Here is a 19,326-nt window from a genome sequence, read left to right on the forward strand (position 1 = left end):
CTGCAGAGGATTGCTTATTCTGTCAGGGGCACGTCAAACTGTTCATGTTTGTCGAAGTCACCAGAGATACCTGTGAGTAAATCATTGTCGAATTGGACGGATAATTCACGGGTAACTATGTCACCCCGGCCTGGCTTAAGGCGGTACATATAAATCCAGGTATCGTCGCGGAAGCTGTCTTGCAGAACCGGACTGCCCAACACAAACTGAACCTGCTCACGAGTCATACCGACGCGCAGGTTGTCGACGTCGCGTTGCTCAATAAAGTTACCCTGTGGAATATTTATTTTATATACCCAGGGGTCAATTACTGCACAGGCAGAGATACCTAAAATAATAATACTTAAAATAACTGCTTTCATGTTTTACCACTTCATTAGACGCTTATAAGGATGATAACGAAAGCGAAAGAGCATTACTACCGCACTTCGAAGATATGTCCATACACCCGCTGATTGACTACTCGCAGTCTTAAAAGTTCTCGATCAATTACATTAACTGGCCAATAATTCCTGTGCGTTCGCCATCGCCTTCTCAGAAATCTGGTCTCCGCCTAGCAGGCGCGCTAGTTCAATGACCCGTTCGTCGCCCTGAACAGCGAGCATAGTGGTCTCTGTAGAGTCTTTAGAGTGAATTTTCTGTACACACATTTGCTGGTTTGCTTTTGCGGCTACCTGAGGTAAATGCGTTACGCAAATAACCTGGGTAGATTGACCTAAAGTACGTAATAAATTACCCACGGTCGCAGCAGTAGGACCACTGACTCCGACATCAACTTCGTCGAACATGAGGGTAGGTGTGCTTGACTGGTTCGCGGTAATTACCTGGATGGCGAGACTGATACGCGATAACTCACCTCCAGAGGCTACTTTATTTAGTGGCTGCAACGGCTGGCCAGGGTTGGTGCTGACCAGAAAGTTAATCTGTTCCATGCCCAATGCGCTGGCATGTTTGTTATCAGTATTCAGTTCCACTTTAAATTGCGCCGCTTTCATATTCAGGCCGTGCATGCTCTGACTGATACGTTTACCCAGGTCAGTTGCCGCTTTTTGCCGACTACGGGTTAGTTTTTCTGCAGTGTTCTGGAAAGCATGGGCTGCCTGTTCCAGCTCTTTATCTAAACTTTCAGCACGGGCGTTGCTATCGCTTATCTGTTGTAACTCCTGCTCCAGACTGGCTTGTAATTCTGGTAATTGTTGCGGTGCAATCTGATGTTTTTTCGCCAGTTGCATCGCTGTGGTCATGCGCCGTTCCAGCTCAGCCAGTTCTTCCGGATCAATATCAATAGCATCCTGATAATGGCGTAATTCACGCACGGCTTCTTCAACCTGCACACCGGCTTCGCTCAGCAGATTAACAATAGGCTCAAGTTGACTATCCACTGACTGCTGTTGGGCCAGTCGCTCGATAACAGTTTGCAGCAAGGAAAAAGCGTTGTTATGTTCGCCATCGTACAAAGAACTTAAGCTGAATGCGGCTTCATCACGCAAGGTACTGGCATGGGCCAGGCGACGATGATCGCTCTCTATTTGAGTAAATTCATCGGGTTGTAGTGCAAACTCTTGCAGTTCTCCAACCTGGTAGTTGAGTAACTGGCGACGTGACTGCAACTGTTCACGCTGTTCGTTTAGTTGCTTCTGTTCACGGCGCAGCAGCTGCCACTGTTGCCATTTGTCGCGGGTATCCTGAAGTAACTCATGATGCTGTGCATAACCATCAACTAACTTTAACTGGTGGTCATTGTGAGTAAGTAACTGGTGTTCGTGCTGACCATGAATGTTAACCAGTAGCTGGCCAAGAGCTTTGAGCAAATTCATCGGCACAGGCGCACCATTGATGTAGCCTTTGGAGCGTCCTTCTGCTGTGAGTGTCCGGCGCAGGATGCAGTCTTCATCGACGTCCAGCTCATGTTCGGTGAGCCAGCGTATAGCGGTCGTATTCGCATGAATATCAAAAACGGCTGTAATCTCAGCTTTATCGGCACCGGGACGAACCATTGCCGCTTCAGCTCTTGCGCCCAGACACAGACCTAAAGCATCCAGCGCTATTGATTTACCGGCACCGGTTTCACCGGTAATAGCTGTCATTCCTGCTTTTAATTCGATATTCAGATCTTTAACAATAGCGAACTGGCGAACATGAAGTTGCGTTAACATAGCAAAGACTCCGTTACTGAGTATTTATACAGTAACTATATACAGTGTTTATACAGTAGTGCAACTTTTTTTAAGGTAGTTAGCAAATTACTTATTAAAACAGGCGGCTTCCCCATTTTAGTTTGTTGCGCAATACGTGGTAATAGTTGTAATTCTGTGGATGTATCAGGCGTAACTGGCGCGGGTGTTTTTGAATCAGAATATCGTCACCGGGAGCCACAGCCAGAGTGACATGACCATCGCAGCTGATGTGCAGTGGGTCATTATTGGAAGCAATGCGGATTCGGATAGAACTATTACCATCGACAACAATTGGACGGCTGCTCAGGGTATGGGGAAACATAGGTACCAGCGTCATAGCATCCATATGCGGATTCAGAATAGGACCGCCTGCTGAAAGAGAGTATGCTGTGGACCCCGTTGGGGTGGCAATAATCAAGCCGTCAGAACGCTGGCTGAACATAAACTCTTCGTCTACGTACACCTCGAATTCGATCATATGAGCGACTTTATCTGAATGCAGCACGACTTCATTAATTGCATTATTGCGACTGGTTTCTTTACCGTTTCTGGCCACGGAAGCGGATAACAGATAACGAAACTCGGTTTTGTAGTGACCTTCAATAACTTCCAGTAGTGGCCCTACCGCATCATCAGGGTCCAGATCGGTCAGAAATCCAAGATTGCCACGGTTAACTCCGATTACCCCTACCTCGTAGCGGCTCAGAATACGTGCGGCTCCGAGCATATTGCCGTCGCCTCCCACTACGACAGCCAAATCGGCCTGCTCACCAATTTCCTCAATGGTGCACACTATGGCATCTTCGGGCGTATTGAGTTGCAGGTAACTGTTTTTTTCAAGTAGTAGGCGATGACCTGAACCACTGAGTGCCTGGTAAAGTTTTAGCAAGGTATGCTGGGCTTCTGGCATATCCGGCTTACCCAGCAGGGCAATGCGCTGAAAAGGAGTTGAAGTTGCGGTTGTCATCAAAGTTCCAGTTGTAAGTTTGACTTTAAGCTACGTTTTTTAGTCGGCTAAATCAATACTGCGTTAAATCAGTTTGTAATTTGCGCTTGAATAGCTACGAAGCGCCCCCATTATCACCTCATGCATTTAATGAATAACCTTAGTTGAGGGAGTCAGACATGACTAAGCCAGGTAATCCTGAACAATCCGAGAAGCAGTCTTCTGCAGAAGAACAGGAACTGCAACAGGACAATAGTGAAGAAAATGAGCAGGGGCGTTCTGACCAGCGGATAGCTGAGCTGGAAGCGGCTTTGTTGAGCGTGAAAGCAGAAGCTGAAGAACGCAAAGATGCTGCGTTGCGAGCCGCTGCGGAATCTGAGAACGTGCGGCGCCGGGCGGCTCTTGATGTAGAAAAAGCGCGTAATTTTGCGCTTGAGAAATTTGCCGCAGAGTTATTGCCAGTAGTCGATAACCTGGAGCGGGCTTTGCAGGCTATTGATCAGGAAGATGATAGCACTAAGAACGTAGTGGAAGGCATTGAGATGACTCACAAGAGCTTTCTCAGCACCTTACAGAAGTTCGGTGTAGAAGAGGTAAACCCACAGGATCAGCCATTTAATCCGGAACATCATGAAGCGATGGGTATGCAGGAAAACGCTGATGTGCCAGCAAATACCGTTATCGCGGTGATGCAAAAAGGCTACCTGTTAAATGGTCGCTTATTACGTCCAGCGATGGTGATGGTATCTCGCGAAGCAACCGGTGGTGTTGATACCACTGCTTAATGTCCCCATATAGCGGACAAGTCAGAAAAAAGCCCTTGCTAAGGGTATTGAAATTAATCACAGGCATCCCCAGATAAGGGATATCCCAGAAACAAATTAAAGAAGTGTTGGAGAGAATTATGGGTAGAATTATTGGAATTGATTTAGGTACTACCAACTCGTGTGTGGCGGTATTGGATGGTGACAAACCTCGCGTTATTGAAAATGCTGAAGGCGATCGTACTACACCGTCAATTGTGGCATTCACCAATGAAGGTGAAACTTTAGTAGGCGCGCCAGCAAAACGCCAGGCCGTGACGAACCCGCAGAATACAGTGTATGCGATCAAGCGACTGATTGGCCGTCGTTTTCAGGACGAAGAAGTGCAGCGCGATATCGGTATTATGCCGTTCGGCATTGTTAAAGCTGACAATGGCGATGCCTGGGTAGAAGTTAAGGGTGAGCAAAAAGCGCCACCGCAGATTTCTGCTGAAATCCTCAAAAAGATGAAGAAAACTGCCGAAGATTACCTGGGTGAAGAAGTAACGGAAGCTGTGATCACAGTACCCGCTTACTTTAACGATGCTCAGCGTCAGGCAACTAAAGATGCTGGCCGTATTGCAGGCCTCGACGTTAAACGTATTATTAACGAGCCTACCGCAGCGGCACTGGCTTATGGCATGGACCGCAAGCGCGGTGACAATGTCATTGCTGTGTATGACTTAGGTGGCGGTACTTTTGATATCTCCATCATCGAAATAGATGAAGTTGAAGGCGAGCATACCTTTGAAGTACTGGCGACCAATGGTGATACCCACTTAGGTGGTGAGGATTTTGATAACAAGGTTATCAATTATCTGGTTGAACAGTTTAATAAAGACCAGGGCATTGACCTGCGTAAAGATCCATTGGCCATGCAGCGTCTGAAAGAAGCCGGTGAAAAAGCAAAAATCGAGCTTTCTTCTGCTCAGCAAACTGAAGTGAACCTGCCTTATATTACGGCAGATTCCAGCGGTCCTAAGCATTTAGCTATTAAACTGACTCGCTCTAAGCTGGAGTCTCTGGTTGAAGAGTTGATCCAGAAAACGCTTGAGCCGTTAAAAAGTGCTTTAGCAGATGCTGACCTTAAAGTGGGTGATATCAACGACATCATTCTGGTGGGTGGTCAGACTCGTATGCCTAAAGTGCAGTCGGTAGTGACTGACTTCTTTGGCAAAGAGCCACGTAAGGATGTTAACCCTGATGAAGCAGTAGCTGTAGGTGCAGCGGTTCAGGCTGGTGTATTGCAGGGCGATGTTAAAGACGTATTGCTGCTGGACGTATGTCCGCTGTCGCTGGGTATTGAAACCATGGGCGGTGTGATGACTCCGCTGATTGAGAAAAATACCACGATTCCGACGAAGCAGTCACAGACCTTCTCGACGGCAGAAGACAACCAGTCAGCGGTTACTATTCATGTGTTACAGGGTGAACGTAAGCGTTCAGCGGATAACAAATCGCTGGGACAATTCAACCTGGAAGGCATTCGTAGTGCCGCACGAGGTACTCCGCAGATCGAAGTCACCTTTGATATTGATGCGGATGGTATTCTGAATGTGTCAGCGAAAGATAAAGACACAGGTAAAGAACAGAAAATTACCATTAAAGCTTCGTCTGGTCTGAGCGATGATGAAGTCGATCAAATGGTGCGTGATGCTGAAGCCCATGCTGAAGAAGACAAGAAGTTTGAAGAAATGGTGCAGACACGTAACCAGGCTGACGGTTTAGTACATGCGACCCGTAAACAAATGGAAGAAGCTGGCGATGCCTTGACTGAAGACGATAAAGCGCCGATTGAAACTGCTATCTCTGAGCTTGAAAGTGCTATTAAAGATGGCGACAAAGAGCAGATTGAGAGCAAACAGCAGGCCTTAATTGAAGCTTCCGCTAAGTTAATGGAAATTGCTCAGCAGAAAGCGCAGGAGCAAGGCGGTGAAACTGGTGCTGACCCGGAAGCGGCAAACAACGCTGCGGATGATGTAGTTGACGCAGAGTTCGAAGAAGTTAAAGACGAAGATGACAACAAAAAGTAAGTTGTTATAAGCAACTTCTGATGACACGGGCGTTAGCGTAATAGCTACGCCCGTGTGTTTGTAAACAGCAAGGTGATTTATGGCAAAACCGGATTATTATGAAGCCCTGGGCGTCGCAAAAGACGCTGACGAGCGGGAGATAAAAAAAGCCTACAAACGTATGGCGATGAAATTTCACCCGGATCGCACCAAAGGTGATAAGGACCTGGAGGCTAAATTCAAGGATGTGAAAGAAGCCTATGAAGTACTGAGCAACCCGGGTAAACGCCAGGCGTATGATCAGTATGGCCACGCAGCCTTTGATCAGTCACGTGGTGGTTTTGGTGGTGCAGGCGGTGGCGCCGGTGGTGCTGATTTCTCAGACATATTTGGTGATGTATTTGGTGATATTTTTGGCGGTGGTCGCCGGGGCGGTCCGCAAAGTCGCGGTCAACGCGGTGCTGATCTTCGCTACAATCTGGATATGTCACTGGAAGAAGCCGTCCGCGGTAAAACAGTGGATCTGGAAATACCAACCTTAGCTGAGTGCGGTGATTGTGGTGGTAGTGGCGCTGAAAAAGGCTCTAAAGCTGAAACCTGTGACTATTGTCATGGCGCTGGTCAGATTCAGATGCGTCAGGGCTTTTTTGCCGTGCAGCAGGCCTGTCCAAAATGTGGCGGTAGCGGTAAAATCATTAAAAACCCATGTAAAAGCTGCCATGGCGCAGGTCGCGTAGAGAAAACTAAAACTCTGAATGTGAAAATTCCTGCGGGTGTTGATACCGGTGATCGTATTCGTCTTTCCGGCGAAGGCGAGGCAGGAGAGCACGGGGCGCCGTCCGGAGATCTTTATGTTCAGGTAAATGTACGTGAACACAGTATTTTCAAACGTGACGGTAGTAACCTGCATTGTGAAGTACCGATTAGCTTTACCCATGCTGCATTAGGTGGCGAGGTTGAAGTGCCTACGTTAGACGGTAAAGTGAAATTGAAGATACCGACTGAGACACAAACTGGACGTTCATTCCGGCTGCGAGGAAAAGGTGTTACTTCAGTACGTAACGGGGTTACTGGCGATCTGATTTGCAAAGCGGTGGTAGAAACACCAGTCAACCTTTCTGATGCTCAGAAAGCTCTGCTAAGAGAGCTTGATGATTCGATGGGTAAAGGCGATGAAGCGGCTCGTTACCGGCCTAAAGAGCGCGGTTTTTTTGATGGTGTTAAAAAATTCTTTGATGATTTGACCCGTTAATTGCGATTCTCGTTAAAGTGATGAAAAAAGGAGTGCTTTGATAGCGCTCCTTTTTTACTTTCAGCTACATTAGAATATACTCAGATAACGTATTCATAGTTTACTTAAGGTGTATATGAAATTAGTCACGAAAAAGCTAGCGCTTACGCTAGTGAGCCTGTGTGTCCTGGCTGCCTGTTCTACTTCCCCGACGGGGCGTTCGCAGCTGACTCTGCTTCCTTCTTCGCAGCTCAACTCAATGGGCGCTGACTCTTTTCAGCAAATTAAGCAACAGGAACAGGTTTCTGACGATCCAGCGGCCAACGCTTATGTGCAATGCCTGACCGATGCCATTGTAGAAGTTTTACCCGAAAAGTATGCAGACCAAAGTTGGGAAGTCGTAGTTTTTGAATCTGAAATGGTCAATGCTTTTGCTCTACCCGGTGGTTATCTCGGTGTTTACACAGGTATGATTCGCCTCGCTGAAAACCAACACCAGTTGGCAGCAGTGATGGGTCATGAAGTGGGTCATGTAATGGCTGAACATAGTTCCGAACGTTTATCCGGAAATCTGTTGGTTGGCGGACTACTCATGGGTGCCGATTTTGCGCTTTCTGACCGCCCAACTTCGCAGCGCGCTCTTATTATGGCTGGGCTGGGGTTAGGTGCTCAGGTAGGTTATATGCTTCCTTACAGCAGAGCTCATGAGTCTGAGGCTGATGAGATAGGTCTGGATTTGATGGCTAAGGCGGGTTTTGACCCTGAAGAAGCGCCTAAGTTATGGGAACGAATGCAAGAGATGTCAGACGGTGGGGGTCCCCCTGAGTTGCTTTCGACGCATCCGTCACCATCTACCCGTATCCGAGCTTTGAGTCGTCAGGTTCCGGATGTTATGGGTGATTATGAGGCGCGTCTTGCACAGGGGCCAGCTCCTCAATGCGAGCGTCCTGCCTGGGCTGACGAGCCGGTCGAAGAGGGCTAAACAAAAGGCTATAAGTCAGAACAAAACGTGCTTGTTGGTAAGCCGTTACCTGAATTAAGGTGACGGCTTTCTTGTATTAGCCGGGTGCGTTCAGATGATCAAAATATGGTTTGCTATTCCTTTCTGGCAACGGGTGTTAGGTGGTTTTGCTGCAGGTGCGCTATTAGGCGTTGTGGCAGCTGATACTGCGGTGCAGATGCAGCCGTTGGGCCAATTATTTATTCAGGCAATTCAGATGCTTGTCGTGCCTCTCATCTTTTGCGCTATCGTCAGTGCTATTACCAGTTTGCAGGCGCACACTAATGTAGCGCGACTGGCGACTAAGACCATCGGCCTGTTCCTGTTTACAGCCTTTCTGGCCAGTTTAATCGGGCTGGGAGTGGGCACCGCTTTTGATTTAACACCTGCTACCGAACTAACCGCAGCCGAGGTGACTGAACGCGATATCCCGGCATTCAGTCAGGTGCTGCTCAACTTTGTGCCCAGTAATCCTTTTGCGGCCATGGTCGAAGGCCGGGTACTGCAAATCATTGTGTTCGCGGCCCTGGTGGGCATAGCCATCAACCAGCTAAAAGAGAAAGCAGAACCGGCGCGGGCTTTTTTCAGCTCAGGTGCTGACATTATGTTCCAGATCACCCGCATGGTGCTGGAGTTAACTCCGATAGGTGTCTTTGGCCTGATGGCCTGGGTAGTGGGTAGTTATGGCCTGGAAACTCTAATGCCCCTGGGTAAATTTATTGTCGCTATTTATGTGGCCTGCCTGATACATATTGTCTTCGTATACGGTGCGCTGGTTAAGTTTGGCGCCAGAATGAATCCCTGGCATTTCCTGAAGGCGATATTTTCCACTCAGGTTGTGGCCTATACGACTTCAAGCAGCTATGGCACCTTACCAGCTACTTATAAAACCACGACAGAACGCCTGGGTGTTAATAAAGACTACGCCAGTTTTTCACTGCCTTTAGGCGCGACTATTAATATGGACGGTTGCGGTGGTATTTATCCAGCGATAGCGGCTATTTTCATCGCACATCTTTATGGCATTCCGCTGGGGGTGACTGAGTACATAATCATCACTTTAACAGCTACGATAGCGGCGGTAGGAACGGCTGGCGTTCCTGGCTCTGCGATGGTGATGTTGACCGTGACGTTGACAGCGGTGGGCTTGCCTCTGGAAGGCATCGCATTTATTGCCGCGGTAGACCGAATTATAGATATGATGCGCACCGCCACGAATGTAACCGGTGATATGGTAGTGTCTAGCGTAGTTGCACGTTCTGAGGGATTAATTGATGATTCCGTTGTGTTAGATACAGAGTCGGCAGAACTAACTGAAGCCAGGGAAAGTCACTGATGGTATTTGTCAGTCAATAGCCCTGGTGGGCGAACATTCCAGTTTAAAACTACAACTTTCAAACCCGCAGCGAATAACTGCGGGTTTTTTTATGATTCTATGTTGTGCAAAAGACTTACTTCTATACTAATGATATTGATAATCATTATCATTAAGGTTATTCTATTTTCCCTTTTCAGAAGTAAATCGAGAACATTATCATGTCGCATTCACGCTTAATTATGCAGGCATTATCCATCAGTAGCTGTGTGATGATGCTGACAAGTAACCTGGCACTGGCCAATGAAGAGAAAGAAGAGGCTACCACCGAGAAAAGCAGTACCTATGTTGAAGTGATTACCGTGCAAGGGGAGAAACGCAATCGATCGATGCAGGAAACCACCAGCAGTGTCGCCGTAACCACGGCGCAGCGGATTGAACAGGAAAACTTAGTTGGGTTATCGGATGTGCTCAGTCGCACCGTGAATGTCTCGCAAATGTACGGTGAGCGCGGGTATACCATACGTGGCATCAGCGATGAATCCAGTTCAGCCAATCCACTCGCGACTATTTATGTGGACGGAGCCGCTATCCCAGGTCAAATCAATGATGCCGCTCCGACCGACCTGTGGGATATTGCTCAAGTCGAGATACTTCGCGGACCGCAGTCGACAGTTCAGGGAGAGAACTCATTAGCGGGCGCTATTATTCTGCGTACCCAGGACCCGACTATGGATTGGTCAGGTAAAATTCGCGGGCAATGGTCAGATCCCAATGACCGTCGTCTTGCTTTTGCTGGCGGCGGCCCTTTACTGGATGATCAACTGGCGTTCCGGTTGGCGGTAGAAAAACGTGATTTTGATGGTTTCATTTATAATCCAACCCTGGATACTCAAGAAGATCCGGTCGACTCTCTGGTCAGCCGTTTTAAACTTTTGTGGACCCCCGATTTTCTGCCCGGGCTCACGGCTCGTTTATCCTTGATGCGCGATGACCGTGAAGGTCCCTACATGTTTAATTATGCGCGTATTGATGTCGATGATTTTTATGATAACCGGATAAATACTTCGAATCGTCCCAATACATCTGATGTGACGACGGATGTTCAGACTCTGGAAGTTGACTACGTTTTTAATCAAAACTGGTCATTATCTTCGGTGAGTTCTAAAACAGATTCTGATGCACTGCGTTTCTTTGATATTGACGTAACTGCAGAAGATATTTCATATGGTATGTTTGATGAAGCGTTCAGCAATCGCTCGCAGGAATTTCGTTTGCAGTTTGATTATCCTGCGGTCAGTGGCCTGGTAGGGGCTTATTGGTCATCACGAGAAATTGATAGTTATGCAGATCGCATGGCTACGCTACCCACCCCAGTAAATACTATAGTTACTGTATTGGAAGGAAGCGGAGTTGATAGTGACACGGCAAATCAATTTGCCAATCAGTATGCTGAGGCACTTCCGCAAATTCCAGTGGCTTATTTAAGCGATGGTCCCAGTAAATCGACCAATCGTTCGGTATTTGCCGATATTGAATATCGACTGCTTGATGATGTGGCCTTGTTAGCTGGTTTTCGTTATGACAATGAAGAATATACTTTCCAGTCGACGACCTCCGCGGATTTTTCCGGCGTATTGCCTGACCCAGGCGATTATGGTGCCGAAGACTCCGCTTCCTATCGCCTGATTACCGGCATTAATAATGCGGTATTAGATATGGTCGCTCGTGCAGGCAGTGAAACTCCTGCCAGTACACGTGATTTCAATGCATTTTTACCTAAATTAGGCATACGCTGGGATTATGCCGAGGATGATTCGCTGGCCTTTACTGTGCAACGCGCCTATCGCTCGGGTGGCAGTGCTTTTAACCTGGCGCGTGGAGAAGTTTTTGCGTATGAACCTGAGTATACCACCAACTATGAGTTTGCCTGGCGTAGTCGGTTAGCCAACAATTTGTTTATCAGCAGTAACCTGTATTACGTGGACTGGACCGATAAACAGGTGAACGCGCAGTTTGGACTCAACACCTATGATTCGCACACCGTAAACGCGGGCAGAGCACACCTGTATGGAATTGAGCTGGAAACCCGCCAGTATCTGAATAACTACATCGACTGGTATGCTTCTTATGCGTATTCCCGGACTCAATTCGATGAATTTGAAGTGGTGGACGGGGCGACCATTAATGATCATGCAGGTCGTGAGTTTATCTTCGCCCCTAAACATACCGCGGCGCTGGGAATGAATCTTTACTGGGGGCAAAACTGGACTGCGAATGTGAATGCGAACTATCGTAGTGCGGCATTGATGAGTACCGGAAGTGACAATAAAGCTGACGCCCGCACAGTTGTTAATAGCAAATTAAGCTATGAAACTCTGGACTGGTCGGTGTATTTATTTGCTAACAATGTGTTTGATAAAACATATATCGAATACCGTAGAATGGATATTCCATATGCTGTTTTAGGGGCACCCCGTGTGGTAGGGATTGGTATGCAATACCAGTTCTGAGAATTGGGTGCGTTGTGGATGCATAGCCTCAGTCAGACTGGTAGACTGTTTGTCTCCAATTTAAGCAGGTGAGATCATCGTGAGTACAAGGGTCAAAATAGCCGTTTTAGGCGCTTCAGGTCGCATGGGTCAACAGTTGATTAAAGCCATTCTGGCGGATTCGGGCAGCGAGCTGGTAGCAGCGGTAACCCATAGCCAGTCATCAGCCTTAGGTAAGGATGTAGGTAGCCTGATAGGCACGACCGAAGCTGGTCTGACCGTTACCCATGAGCTGACAGCGGCAGCCAAAGCAGCGGATGTGTTGGTGGATTTTTCTTTACCGCTGGCATTAGCCGGTAATCTGACGGTAGCCAAACAAACAAAAACACCAATTGTTATTTGCACTACCGGGTTGAGTGAGCAGCAAAACCAGGATTTACAGCGGGTAGCTGAAGAAACCGCAGTCTTGTACGCGGCTAACACCAGTCTGGGTGTGAATTTGTTACGCGAGTTAGTACGTACTGCCAGTAAGGCGCTAGGTACTAAAGCAGATATTGAAATTCTGGAAGCGCACCATACGGCGAAGCGTGATGCACCTTCAGGGACAGCACTGGCTTTAGGAGAGGCTGCGGCAGAAGGCCGCAATCAGGTACTTAGCGACGTGGCCGAATATCAGCGTAACTTTAGCGACCAGGCTCACCGGCCAGGTAGCATTGGTTTTGCGACCTTACGGGCTGGCGATATTGTAGGTGAACATACTGTATATCTGGTGTTAGGTGGCGAACGTCTGGAGCTCACGCACCGGGTGGCAGATCGTAAAACCTTCGCTGAAGGGGCCCTGAATGCAGCACTTTGGCTGAATGGCAAAAAGGCAGGCTTTTATAGCATGAATCATGTTTTGGGACTGGACGAATAGTTGTAAATTCTGTAAACTATTTGCAATTTGTCGAGTACACATGATCGTGTCGTTGTGACAGAGAAACACTGCATAGTTAATGCAAAACGGGGAAGTCAAATTTTTGATTTTACCCGTTTTTTTATGTTCGGAGGTTACCTTGAGCATTACTGCGAGAAAAGCCGCGCGAAAAGCGATACTGGTTCTCGCTGACGGCACTGAGTTCCATGGTACGGCCATTGGAGCTACGGGACAGGCCGTTGGTGAAGTTGTTTTTAATACCGCCATGACAGGCTATCAGGAAATATTGACTGACCCCTCCTACGCTGAACAAATAGTTACTCTCACTTACCCCCATATAGGCAACTACGGCACTAACGATCAGGATATAGAATCCGAACAAGTCTGGGCCAAAGCATTAGTTATTCGTGATTTATCTTTATTAGCCAGTAACTTCCGCAATCAACAATCTCTCGACGATTATCTGAAAGCCAATAATATCTCCGGTATTGCCGATATCGACACACGTCGGTTGACCAATCACCTGCGTACGCACGGTGCTCAGGGCGGCTGTGTGTTAAGCGTTGAGTCTGGAGAAGTTCCCGATATTGAGCAGGCAAAACAGGCCGCTGCCAATTTTCCAGGTCTGAAAGGAATGGATTTAGCCAAGCTTGCCAGTTGTGAGGCGGCACATCCCTGGACTGAAATGTCCTGGCAACTTGAGCAGGGCTATAATACGCAAAAAGACACCGATTTTCATGTAGTCGCTTATGACTATGGTATTAAGCTGAATATCCTGCGTATGTTGGCGGATCGCGGTTGTCGCATTACTGTGGTACCGGCGCAGACACCCGCTCAGGAAGTGTTGGCTATGAAGCCGGATGGGGTTTTCTTATCGAATGGTCCAGGCGACCCTGCAGCCTGTGACTATGCAGTGCAGGCGATTAAAGTATTTCTAGAGAAATCTTTACCGGTATTTGGTATTTGCCTTGGTCATCAGTTACTGGCGCTGGCGTTAGGGGCTCAGACTGAGAAAATGAAATTTGGTCATCATGGCGCCAACCATCCCGTACTCGATATTGAACGGGGTGTGGTTATGATTACCAGTCAGAACCATGGTTTTGCCGTGCAGGAAAGCTCTTTACCGGCGAACCTTAAAGCCACCCATAAATCACTCTTTGACGGCTCCTTGCAGGGCATTCACGCGACGGATAAACCGGCCTTCAGTTTTCAGGGACACCCTGAAGCCAGTCCAGGACCGCATGACGCTGCCCCCTTGTTCGATCATTTTATCGAACTGATGCAGGAACATACCGCCAAGCAGCCTGAACAGGCTTAATATGCCCTTGAGTGACAGAGGATAACGACGCTTTATGCCAAAACGTACAGATATAAAAAGCATTTTAATCATAGGCGCTGGCCCTATCGTAATAGGTCAGGCCTGTGAGTTTGACTACTCAGGTGCTCAGGCGTGCAAGGCTTTGCGCGAAGAGGGTTACCGGGTCATTCTGGTCAACTCGAATCCAGCCACTATTATGACTGATCCTGAAATGGCCGATGTGACTTACATCGAACCTATTCAGTGGGAAGTGGTTGAAAAAATCATTCAGATTGAAAAGCCAGATGCCATCTTACCTACTATGGGTGGGCAGACGGCGCTGAATTGTGCGCTTGAGCTGGAGCAGTACGGTGTATTGGAAAAATACAATGTTGAAATGATAGGTGCTACCGCCGATGCGATAGGCAAAGCGGAAGACCGTGATCGTTTTGATAAAGCTATGAAAGCTATTGGTCTGGAAACACCGCAGGCTGAAATTGCCCACAGTATGGAAGAAGCTTTCGGAGCTCAGGAACGTCTGGGTTTTCCCTGTATTATCCGACCGTCTTACACTATGGGCGGCAGCGGCGGAGGCATAGCCTACAACCGTGAAGAATTTGAAGAAATCTGTCGTCGTGGTCTGGCACTGTCACGCAACAATGAGCTTTTGATCGACAAGTCGCTGATTGGCTGGAAAGAATATGAAATGGAAGTGGTGCGGGACAAAAATGATAACTGCATCATTGTCTGTACCATCGAAAATATCGACCCTATGGGTGTGCACACCGGTGACTCTATCACCGTGGCTCCGGCGCAAACCCTGACCGATAAAGAATTTCAGATCATGCGTAATGCCGCCATGGCTGTACTGCGTGAAATCGGCGTCGAGACAGGCGGTTCCAACGTGCAGTTTGGCGTTTGCCCGGATACCGGTCGCCTGGTGGTTATTGAGATGAATCCCCGAGTCAGCCGTTCATCGGCGCTGGCCTCTAAAGCGACAGGTTTCCCAATTGCTAAAGTGGCGGCCAAGCTGGCGGTGGGTTACACCCTGGATGAGCTGGAAAATGAGATCACCGGTGGCATAACGCCTGCTTCATTCGAACCGGCCATTGATTATGTAGTGACTAAAATTCCACGCTTTAACTTTGAGAAATTTGCCGGTGCCAATGACCGTCTGACGACACAAATGAAATCGGTAGGCGAAGTCATGGCGATAGGGCGCAACCAGCAGGAATCCTTGCAAAAAGCCATGCGTGGTCTTGAGTTAGGGTTCAGTGGATTTGATTCACTGGTTGACCTGACTGACCGTGAAGCAGCCAAAGCCACTATTATTCGTGAGTTAAAAGAACCCGGTGCTGAGCGTCTTTGGTATATAGGTGATGCGTTCCGTTTTGGTCTGAGCGTAGACGATGTCTTTGAGTTAACTCGCATTGACCGCTGGTATCTGGTGCAGATAGAAGAACTCGTTAAGCTTGAAGACGAAGTCTGTCAGCTGGGCATGGCCGGCCTCGACGAAGACACTTTACGTTATCTGAAGCGCAAAGGCTTTGCGGATGAGCGTTTGGCCAGTCTGCTGGATGTCAGCGAAGGCGAAGTACGCAAGCGACGTGAGCTGCATTCCATCTTCCCCGTGTACAAACGCGTTGATACTTGCGCTGGTGAGTTTGCCTCAGAAACCGCTTATATGTATTCAACCTATGATGAAGAATGCGAGTCCCGGCCGACTGATCGCGATAAAATCATGGTGATCGGTGGTGGTCCTAACCGCATTGGCCAGGGCATTGAATTTGATTACTGCTGTGTGCATGCAGCGCTGGCGATGCGTGAGGATGGTTATGAAACCATCATGGTGAACTGCAATCCGGAAACGGTTTCTACCGACTACGACACCTCGGATCGTCTGTATTTTGAATCTATTACGCTGGAAGATGTACTGGAAATTGTACGTATTGAGAAACCTAAAGGCGTCATAGTGCAGTATGGTGGGCAGACTCCACTTAAGCTGGCACGTGAGTTGGAAGCTAACGGCGTGCCTATTATAGGCACCTCACCGGACTCTATTGACCGCGCTGAAGATCGCAAAAGATTCCAGACAGCCGTTGAGCGTTTAGGCTTAAAACAGCCTGAAAACTCAACAGTCACTAATTATGATGAGGCTATGGTTGAGTCGCGTCGTATTGGCTATCCGCTGATAGTGCGTCCTTCCTATGTACTGGGTGGTCGTGCCATGGAAATTGTTTACGATGAGCCGGATCTGCGCCGTTATCTGACGGAAGCGGTAAAAGTGTCAAATGACGCACCTGTGTTACTGGACCGCTTTCTGGATAATGCGATTGAAGTGGATATTGATGCCATTTGTGATGGTGAAGATGTGCTGATTGGCGGCATCATGCAGCATATAGAACAGGCAGGCGTGCACTCCGGTGACTCAGCCTGTTCGTTGCCGCCGTATTCACTGAGCGATGTGTTGCAGGCAGAACTGCGTGAGCAGGTGCGTAAACTGGCCTTTGAGCTTAATGTACGTGGCCTGATGAACACTCAGTTTGCGATTAAAGAAAACGATATTTATCTGATTGAAGTGAATCCGCGTGCTGCACGTACGGTGCCTTTTGTGTCTAAAGCCACGGGTGTGCCTTTAGCGAAAGTAGCGGCCCGGGTGATGGCAGGTCAGAGTCTGAAAGAGCAAGGGTACACAAACGAAGTGATACCGCCCTATTATTCAGTTAAAGAAGTGGTGGTGCCTTTTGCCAAGTTCCAGGGCGTAGATCCTATTCGCGGTCCGGAAATGCGTTCCACGGGTGAAGTCATGGGCGTAGGTGAGAGCTTTGAAGAAGCTTATGCCAAGGCTAACCTGGCCTGTGGTCAGGCACTGCCGCGTAAAGGCAAGGCTTTGCTCTCAGTGCGTGAAGGCGATAAGAGTCGGGTCACTGATTTGGCTCGTGGCCTGATAGCACTTGGTTTTGAAGTCGAAGCCACCGGTGGAACCGGGGCCTGGCTGAAAGACCAGGGTGTTACCTGCAGCATCGTAAATAAACTGCAAGAAGGGCGCCCGAATATTGTTGATGCTATTAAAAATGGCGAGTATAGCTATATAATCAATACCGTTGAAGGTCGCCAGGCGATTGAAGATTCGGTTTACATTCGACGTGAAGCGCTATTGAATAAAGTGATATACACCACCACGTTAAATGCAGGGTTTGCTACAGTTAAAGCACATACTGTAGATGACCGGGCTCGGGTGAGTTCGGTTCAGGATTTACATAAGAGGGTAAAGGAAGCATGACAAATATTCCAATGACTGTGGATGGTGCTGAGGCATTGCGTGCAGAGTTAAAGCGTTTAAAGTCAGAAGATCGACCGCGTATTATTCAGGCTATCGCGGATGCGCGTGAGCATGGAGACCTGAAAGAAAATGCGGAGTATCATGCTGCCCGTGAACAACAGGGCTTCTGTGAAGGTCGCATTCAGGAAATCGAGGCAAAACTGTCCAATGCCCAGATTATTGATGTGAAGAAAATGCCGGATACTGGAAAAATTGTATTTGGTGTCACTGTCTCTTTGTTTAATACCAGCAATGACAATGAAGTGCGTTATAAAATAGTGGGTGACGATGAGGCTGACATTAAGAAAAACCTGATTTCAGTGAACTCTCCGATTGCGCGAGCGCTTATAGGTAAGCAGGTTGATGACGTCGCAGTAGTAGCTACTCCGAATGGAGAAGTTGAGTATGAAGTTATAGCGGTTGAATATATCTAGTCACCCCTTTATGGCCTTATGAGCAAAAAACCCGCTAGTTAGCGGGTTTTTTTATTTTTATAAAACAGATTATTGTCATAGCGAACGATCTTAATTATTGGCAGAATCATCTTCTAACAAACGTCTTAACTCCGCCTGTCTGGCGGCTCTCTGTTCCTCGTTACCTGGTTTTTGTAGCTGGTAGGCCGGTATATCCGGAAAAACCTCAGCTACTGATACACCAAGAGCTTTTGCTATTGCGAGAGCCACTACCTGAGATTTTGCCTGTCTGGATGCCACTTTTGAAATCAGGGAAGGACTCTTTCCAATGACCTCGGCGAGCATGCTGAAATCGAACCCTCGGGCAGCAAGTTCTTTTTTTATTTGATCTTTTTTCATTTTTGTAATTACATAGTAGCTCAAGCGGAGTTCAAATAGAGTTCATGCGAACATAAAATATTATTCAAACGAAGATAAATGACAAATAAAACACAACAGGGTGCGAAAATCAAGCTGGAAGAGCCCTCGCTTGATGAATATATGGAGCGTTTGGGGCAGCTCGCGGGTGAGCGGAAAGTTGCTGGCATTCTGCGCTGGATGGATGCGAGTCCTTCTAGCTATGCGAATTGGCGACGGCGCGGGACTATTCCCTATAAAACGATAGTCAATGCTTTGTTACGTAGGCGTTTGTCGCTGGACTGGTTCTTCTCCCCCTATATGCGCCTGGATATCCCGTCGTTACCAGATGCGCACGTGAGTGAGGGTCTGCGACAGTATGCAGCCGAACATGTCGAACAACCTGATTCAGAGCTCGTCATTAAAGCATTCAGTCAGTGCCAGGCATTACTCAAACGCTATAATGTAACGCCATCAGAGGAGTTTTTACGGATGATGCTGGATATGTATTTTAGCCTTGGCGAAGGTCAGACTGAGCGGGTGGAAGTGTTAGAGCACCTGGCCCGTAGTCTGGCAAAGCTGGAGAGCGATTTACCAGGTACTGAGCCAAGTGAAGCCTGACTAGCGAGGAAGTTTGATGTCAGGTTCCTGAGCCGGGCGGTACAGGATCAGAGTTTTACCAATAGTCTGGACAATAAAAGATCCGGTTTCACTGGCGATAGTCTGGTGCACAGCGTTGCGTAGTTCTTTGTCCTCTTCTGGCACTTTTACTTTAATCAGCTCATGGTGCTCTAGTGCACTGTCAATTTCAGCTACAACCCCTTCGGTTAGCCCATTATTGCCCAGCATTACAACGGGTTTGAGTGGATGTGCCAGTCCTTTCAGGTACTGTTTTTGTTTATTTGATAAGTTCATGTAGCGTCTTTCCTGTGCTTAACGACGGGAAATGGCCTTGTAGTTACCAAATTCCCTTGAATTTAAGGTATTCTACCGCCATCTGTACTAG

Annotated in this window: 16 protein-coding genes; 11 read left to right on the forward strand and 5 right to left on the reverse strand. The window is 47.9% G+C overall.

What is annotated here, in order from left to right; genetic code table 11:
- Positions 1-14: 14 nt before the first annotated feature.
- The 3 genes from CWE09_RS00430 to nadK all read right to left on the reverse strand — a co-directional run bounded on the left by CWE09_RS00430 (position 15) and on the right by nadK (position 3,144).
- Complete coding sequence (locus CWE09_RS00430; RefSeq protein WP_126801940.1) at positions 15-362, reverse strand: outer membrane protein assembly factor BamE; 348 nt, start codon at positions 360-362, stop codon at positions 15-17.
- A gap of 132 nt (positions 363-494) precedes the next feature.
- Positions 495-2,156, reverse strand: a complete 1,662-nt coding sequence (gene recN / locus CWE09_RS00435; protein ID WP_126801941.1) for a DNA repair protein RecN — start codon at positions 2,154-2,156, stop codon at positions 495-497.
- Positions 2,157-2,250: 94 nt separating this feature from the next.
- Positions 2,251-3,144, reverse strand: a complete 894-nt coding sequence (gene nadK, locus CWE09_RS00440; RefSeq protein WP_126801942.1) for an NAD(+) kinase — start codon at positions 3,142-3,144, stop codon at positions 2,251-2,253.
- 158 nt (positions 3,145-3,302) lie between these two features.
- Between nadK and grpE the strand changes: the two genes are divergently transcribed.
- From grpE to greA, 10 genes are all read left to right on the forward strand, one after another.
- On the forward strand, positions 3,303-3,908 hold the full coding sequence (gene grpE, locus CWE09_RS00445) for a nucleotide exchange factor GrpE (protein WP_126801943.1): 606 nt from the start codon (positions 3,303-3,305) through the stop codon (positions 3,906-3,908).
- A gap of 119 nt (positions 3,909-4,027) precedes the next feature.
- A complete protein-coding gene (gene dnaK, locus CWE09_RS00450; RefSeq protein ID WP_126801944.1) occupies positions 4,028-5,959 on the forward strand; it encodes a molecular chaperone DnaK in 1,932 nt (643 codons plus the stop codon).
- Between the two features lie 79 nt (positions 5,960-6,038).
- Entirely contained in the window at positions 6,039-7,190 is a 1,152-nt protein-coding gene (dnaJ, locus tag CWE09_RS00455; RefSeq protein WP_126801945.1) for a molecular chaperone DnaJ, read from the forward strand.
- Between the two features lie 115 nt (positions 7,191-7,305).
- Entirely contained in the window at positions 7,306-8,151 is an 846-nt protein-coding gene (locus CWE09_RS00460) for a M48 family metallopeptidase (RefSeq protein WP_126801946.1), read from the forward strand.
- Positions 8,152-8,245: 94 nt separating this feature from the next.
- The gene (locus CWE09_RS00465) at positions 8,246-9,505 is read left to right on the forward strand and encodes a dicarboxylate/amino acid:cation symporter (RefSeq protein WP_126801947.1); all 1,260 of its coding nucleotides are present in this window, start codon (positions 8,246-8,248) and stop codon (positions 9,503-9,505) included.
- A 200-nt stretch (positions 9,506-9,705) separates the two neighbouring features.
- Positions 9,706-11,997 carry a TonB-dependent receptor gene (locus CWE09_RS00470; RefSeq protein ID WP_126801948.1) on the forward strand — a complete coding sequence of 764 codons (2,292 nt, stop codon included), beginning with the start codon at positions 9,706-9,708 and terminating at the stop codon, positions 11,995-11,997.
- Between the two features lie 79 nt (positions 11,998-12,076).
- Positions 12,077-12,892, forward strand: a complete 816-nt coding sequence (gene dapB / locus CWE09_RS00475; protein ID WP_126801949.1) for a 4-hydroxy-tetrahydrodipicolinate reductase — start codon at positions 12,077-12,079, stop codon at positions 12,890-12,892.
- A 139-nt stretch (positions 12,893-13,031) separates the two neighbouring features.
- Positions 13,032-14,210 (forward strand): glutamine-hydrolyzing carbamoyl-phosphate synthase small subunit, encoded by a 1,179-nt coding sequence (gene carA / locus CWE09_RS00480; protein WP_241974276.1) that lies wholly within the window; start codon positions 13,032-13,034, stop codon positions 14,208-14,210.
- Positions 14,211-14,244: 34 nt separating this feature from the next.
- Positions 14,245-17,472 carry a carbamoyl-phosphate synthase large subunit gene (gene carB / locus CWE09_RS00485; protein ID WP_126801951.1) on the forward strand — a complete coding sequence of 1,076 codons (3,228 nt, stop codon included), beginning with the start codon at positions 14,245-14,247 and terminating at the stop codon, positions 17,470-17,472.
- A complete protein-coding gene (greA, locus tag CWE09_RS00490) occupies positions 17,469-17,945 on the forward strand; it encodes a transcription elongation factor GreA (protein ID WP_126801952.1) in 477 nt (158 codons plus the stop codon). Before carB ends, greA begins: the two co-directional genes overlap by 4 nt.
- 90 nt (positions 17,946-18,035) lie before the next feature.
- Here the strand turns inward: greA and CWE09_RS00495 are convergent, their stop codons facing one another.
- On the reverse strand, positions 18,036-18,323 hold the full coding sequence (locus tag CWE09_RS00495) for a helix-turn-helix domain-containing protein (protein WP_126801953.1): 288 nt from the start codon (positions 18,321-18,323) through the stop codon (positions 18,036-18,038).
- Positions 18,324-18,401: 78 nt separating this feature from the next.
- Here CWE09_RS00495 and CWE09_RS00500 point away from each other — a divergent pair, with 78 nt between their 5' ends.
- A complete protein-coding gene (locus CWE09_RS00500) occupies positions 18,402-18,941 on the forward strand; it encodes a hypothetical protein (protein ID WP_126801954.1) in 540 nt (179 codons plus the stop codon).
- On the opposite strand, the gene yhbY is transcribed toward CWE09_RS00500, so the two are convergent.
- On the reverse strand, positions 18,942-19,235 hold the full coding sequence (gene yhbY / locus CWE09_RS00505) for a ribosome assembly RNA-binding protein YhbY (protein WP_126801955.1): 294 nt from the start codon (positions 19,233-19,235) through the stop codon (positions 18,942-18,944).
- Positions 19,236-19,326: the final 91 nt, after the last annotated feature.

The organism is Aliidiomarina minuta (assembly GCF_003987145.1).
In the GTDB taxonomy this organism is placed as follows: domain Bacteria; phylum Pseudomonadota; class Gammaproteobacteria; order Enterobacterales; family Alteromonadaceae; genus Aliidiomarina; species Aliidiomarina minuta.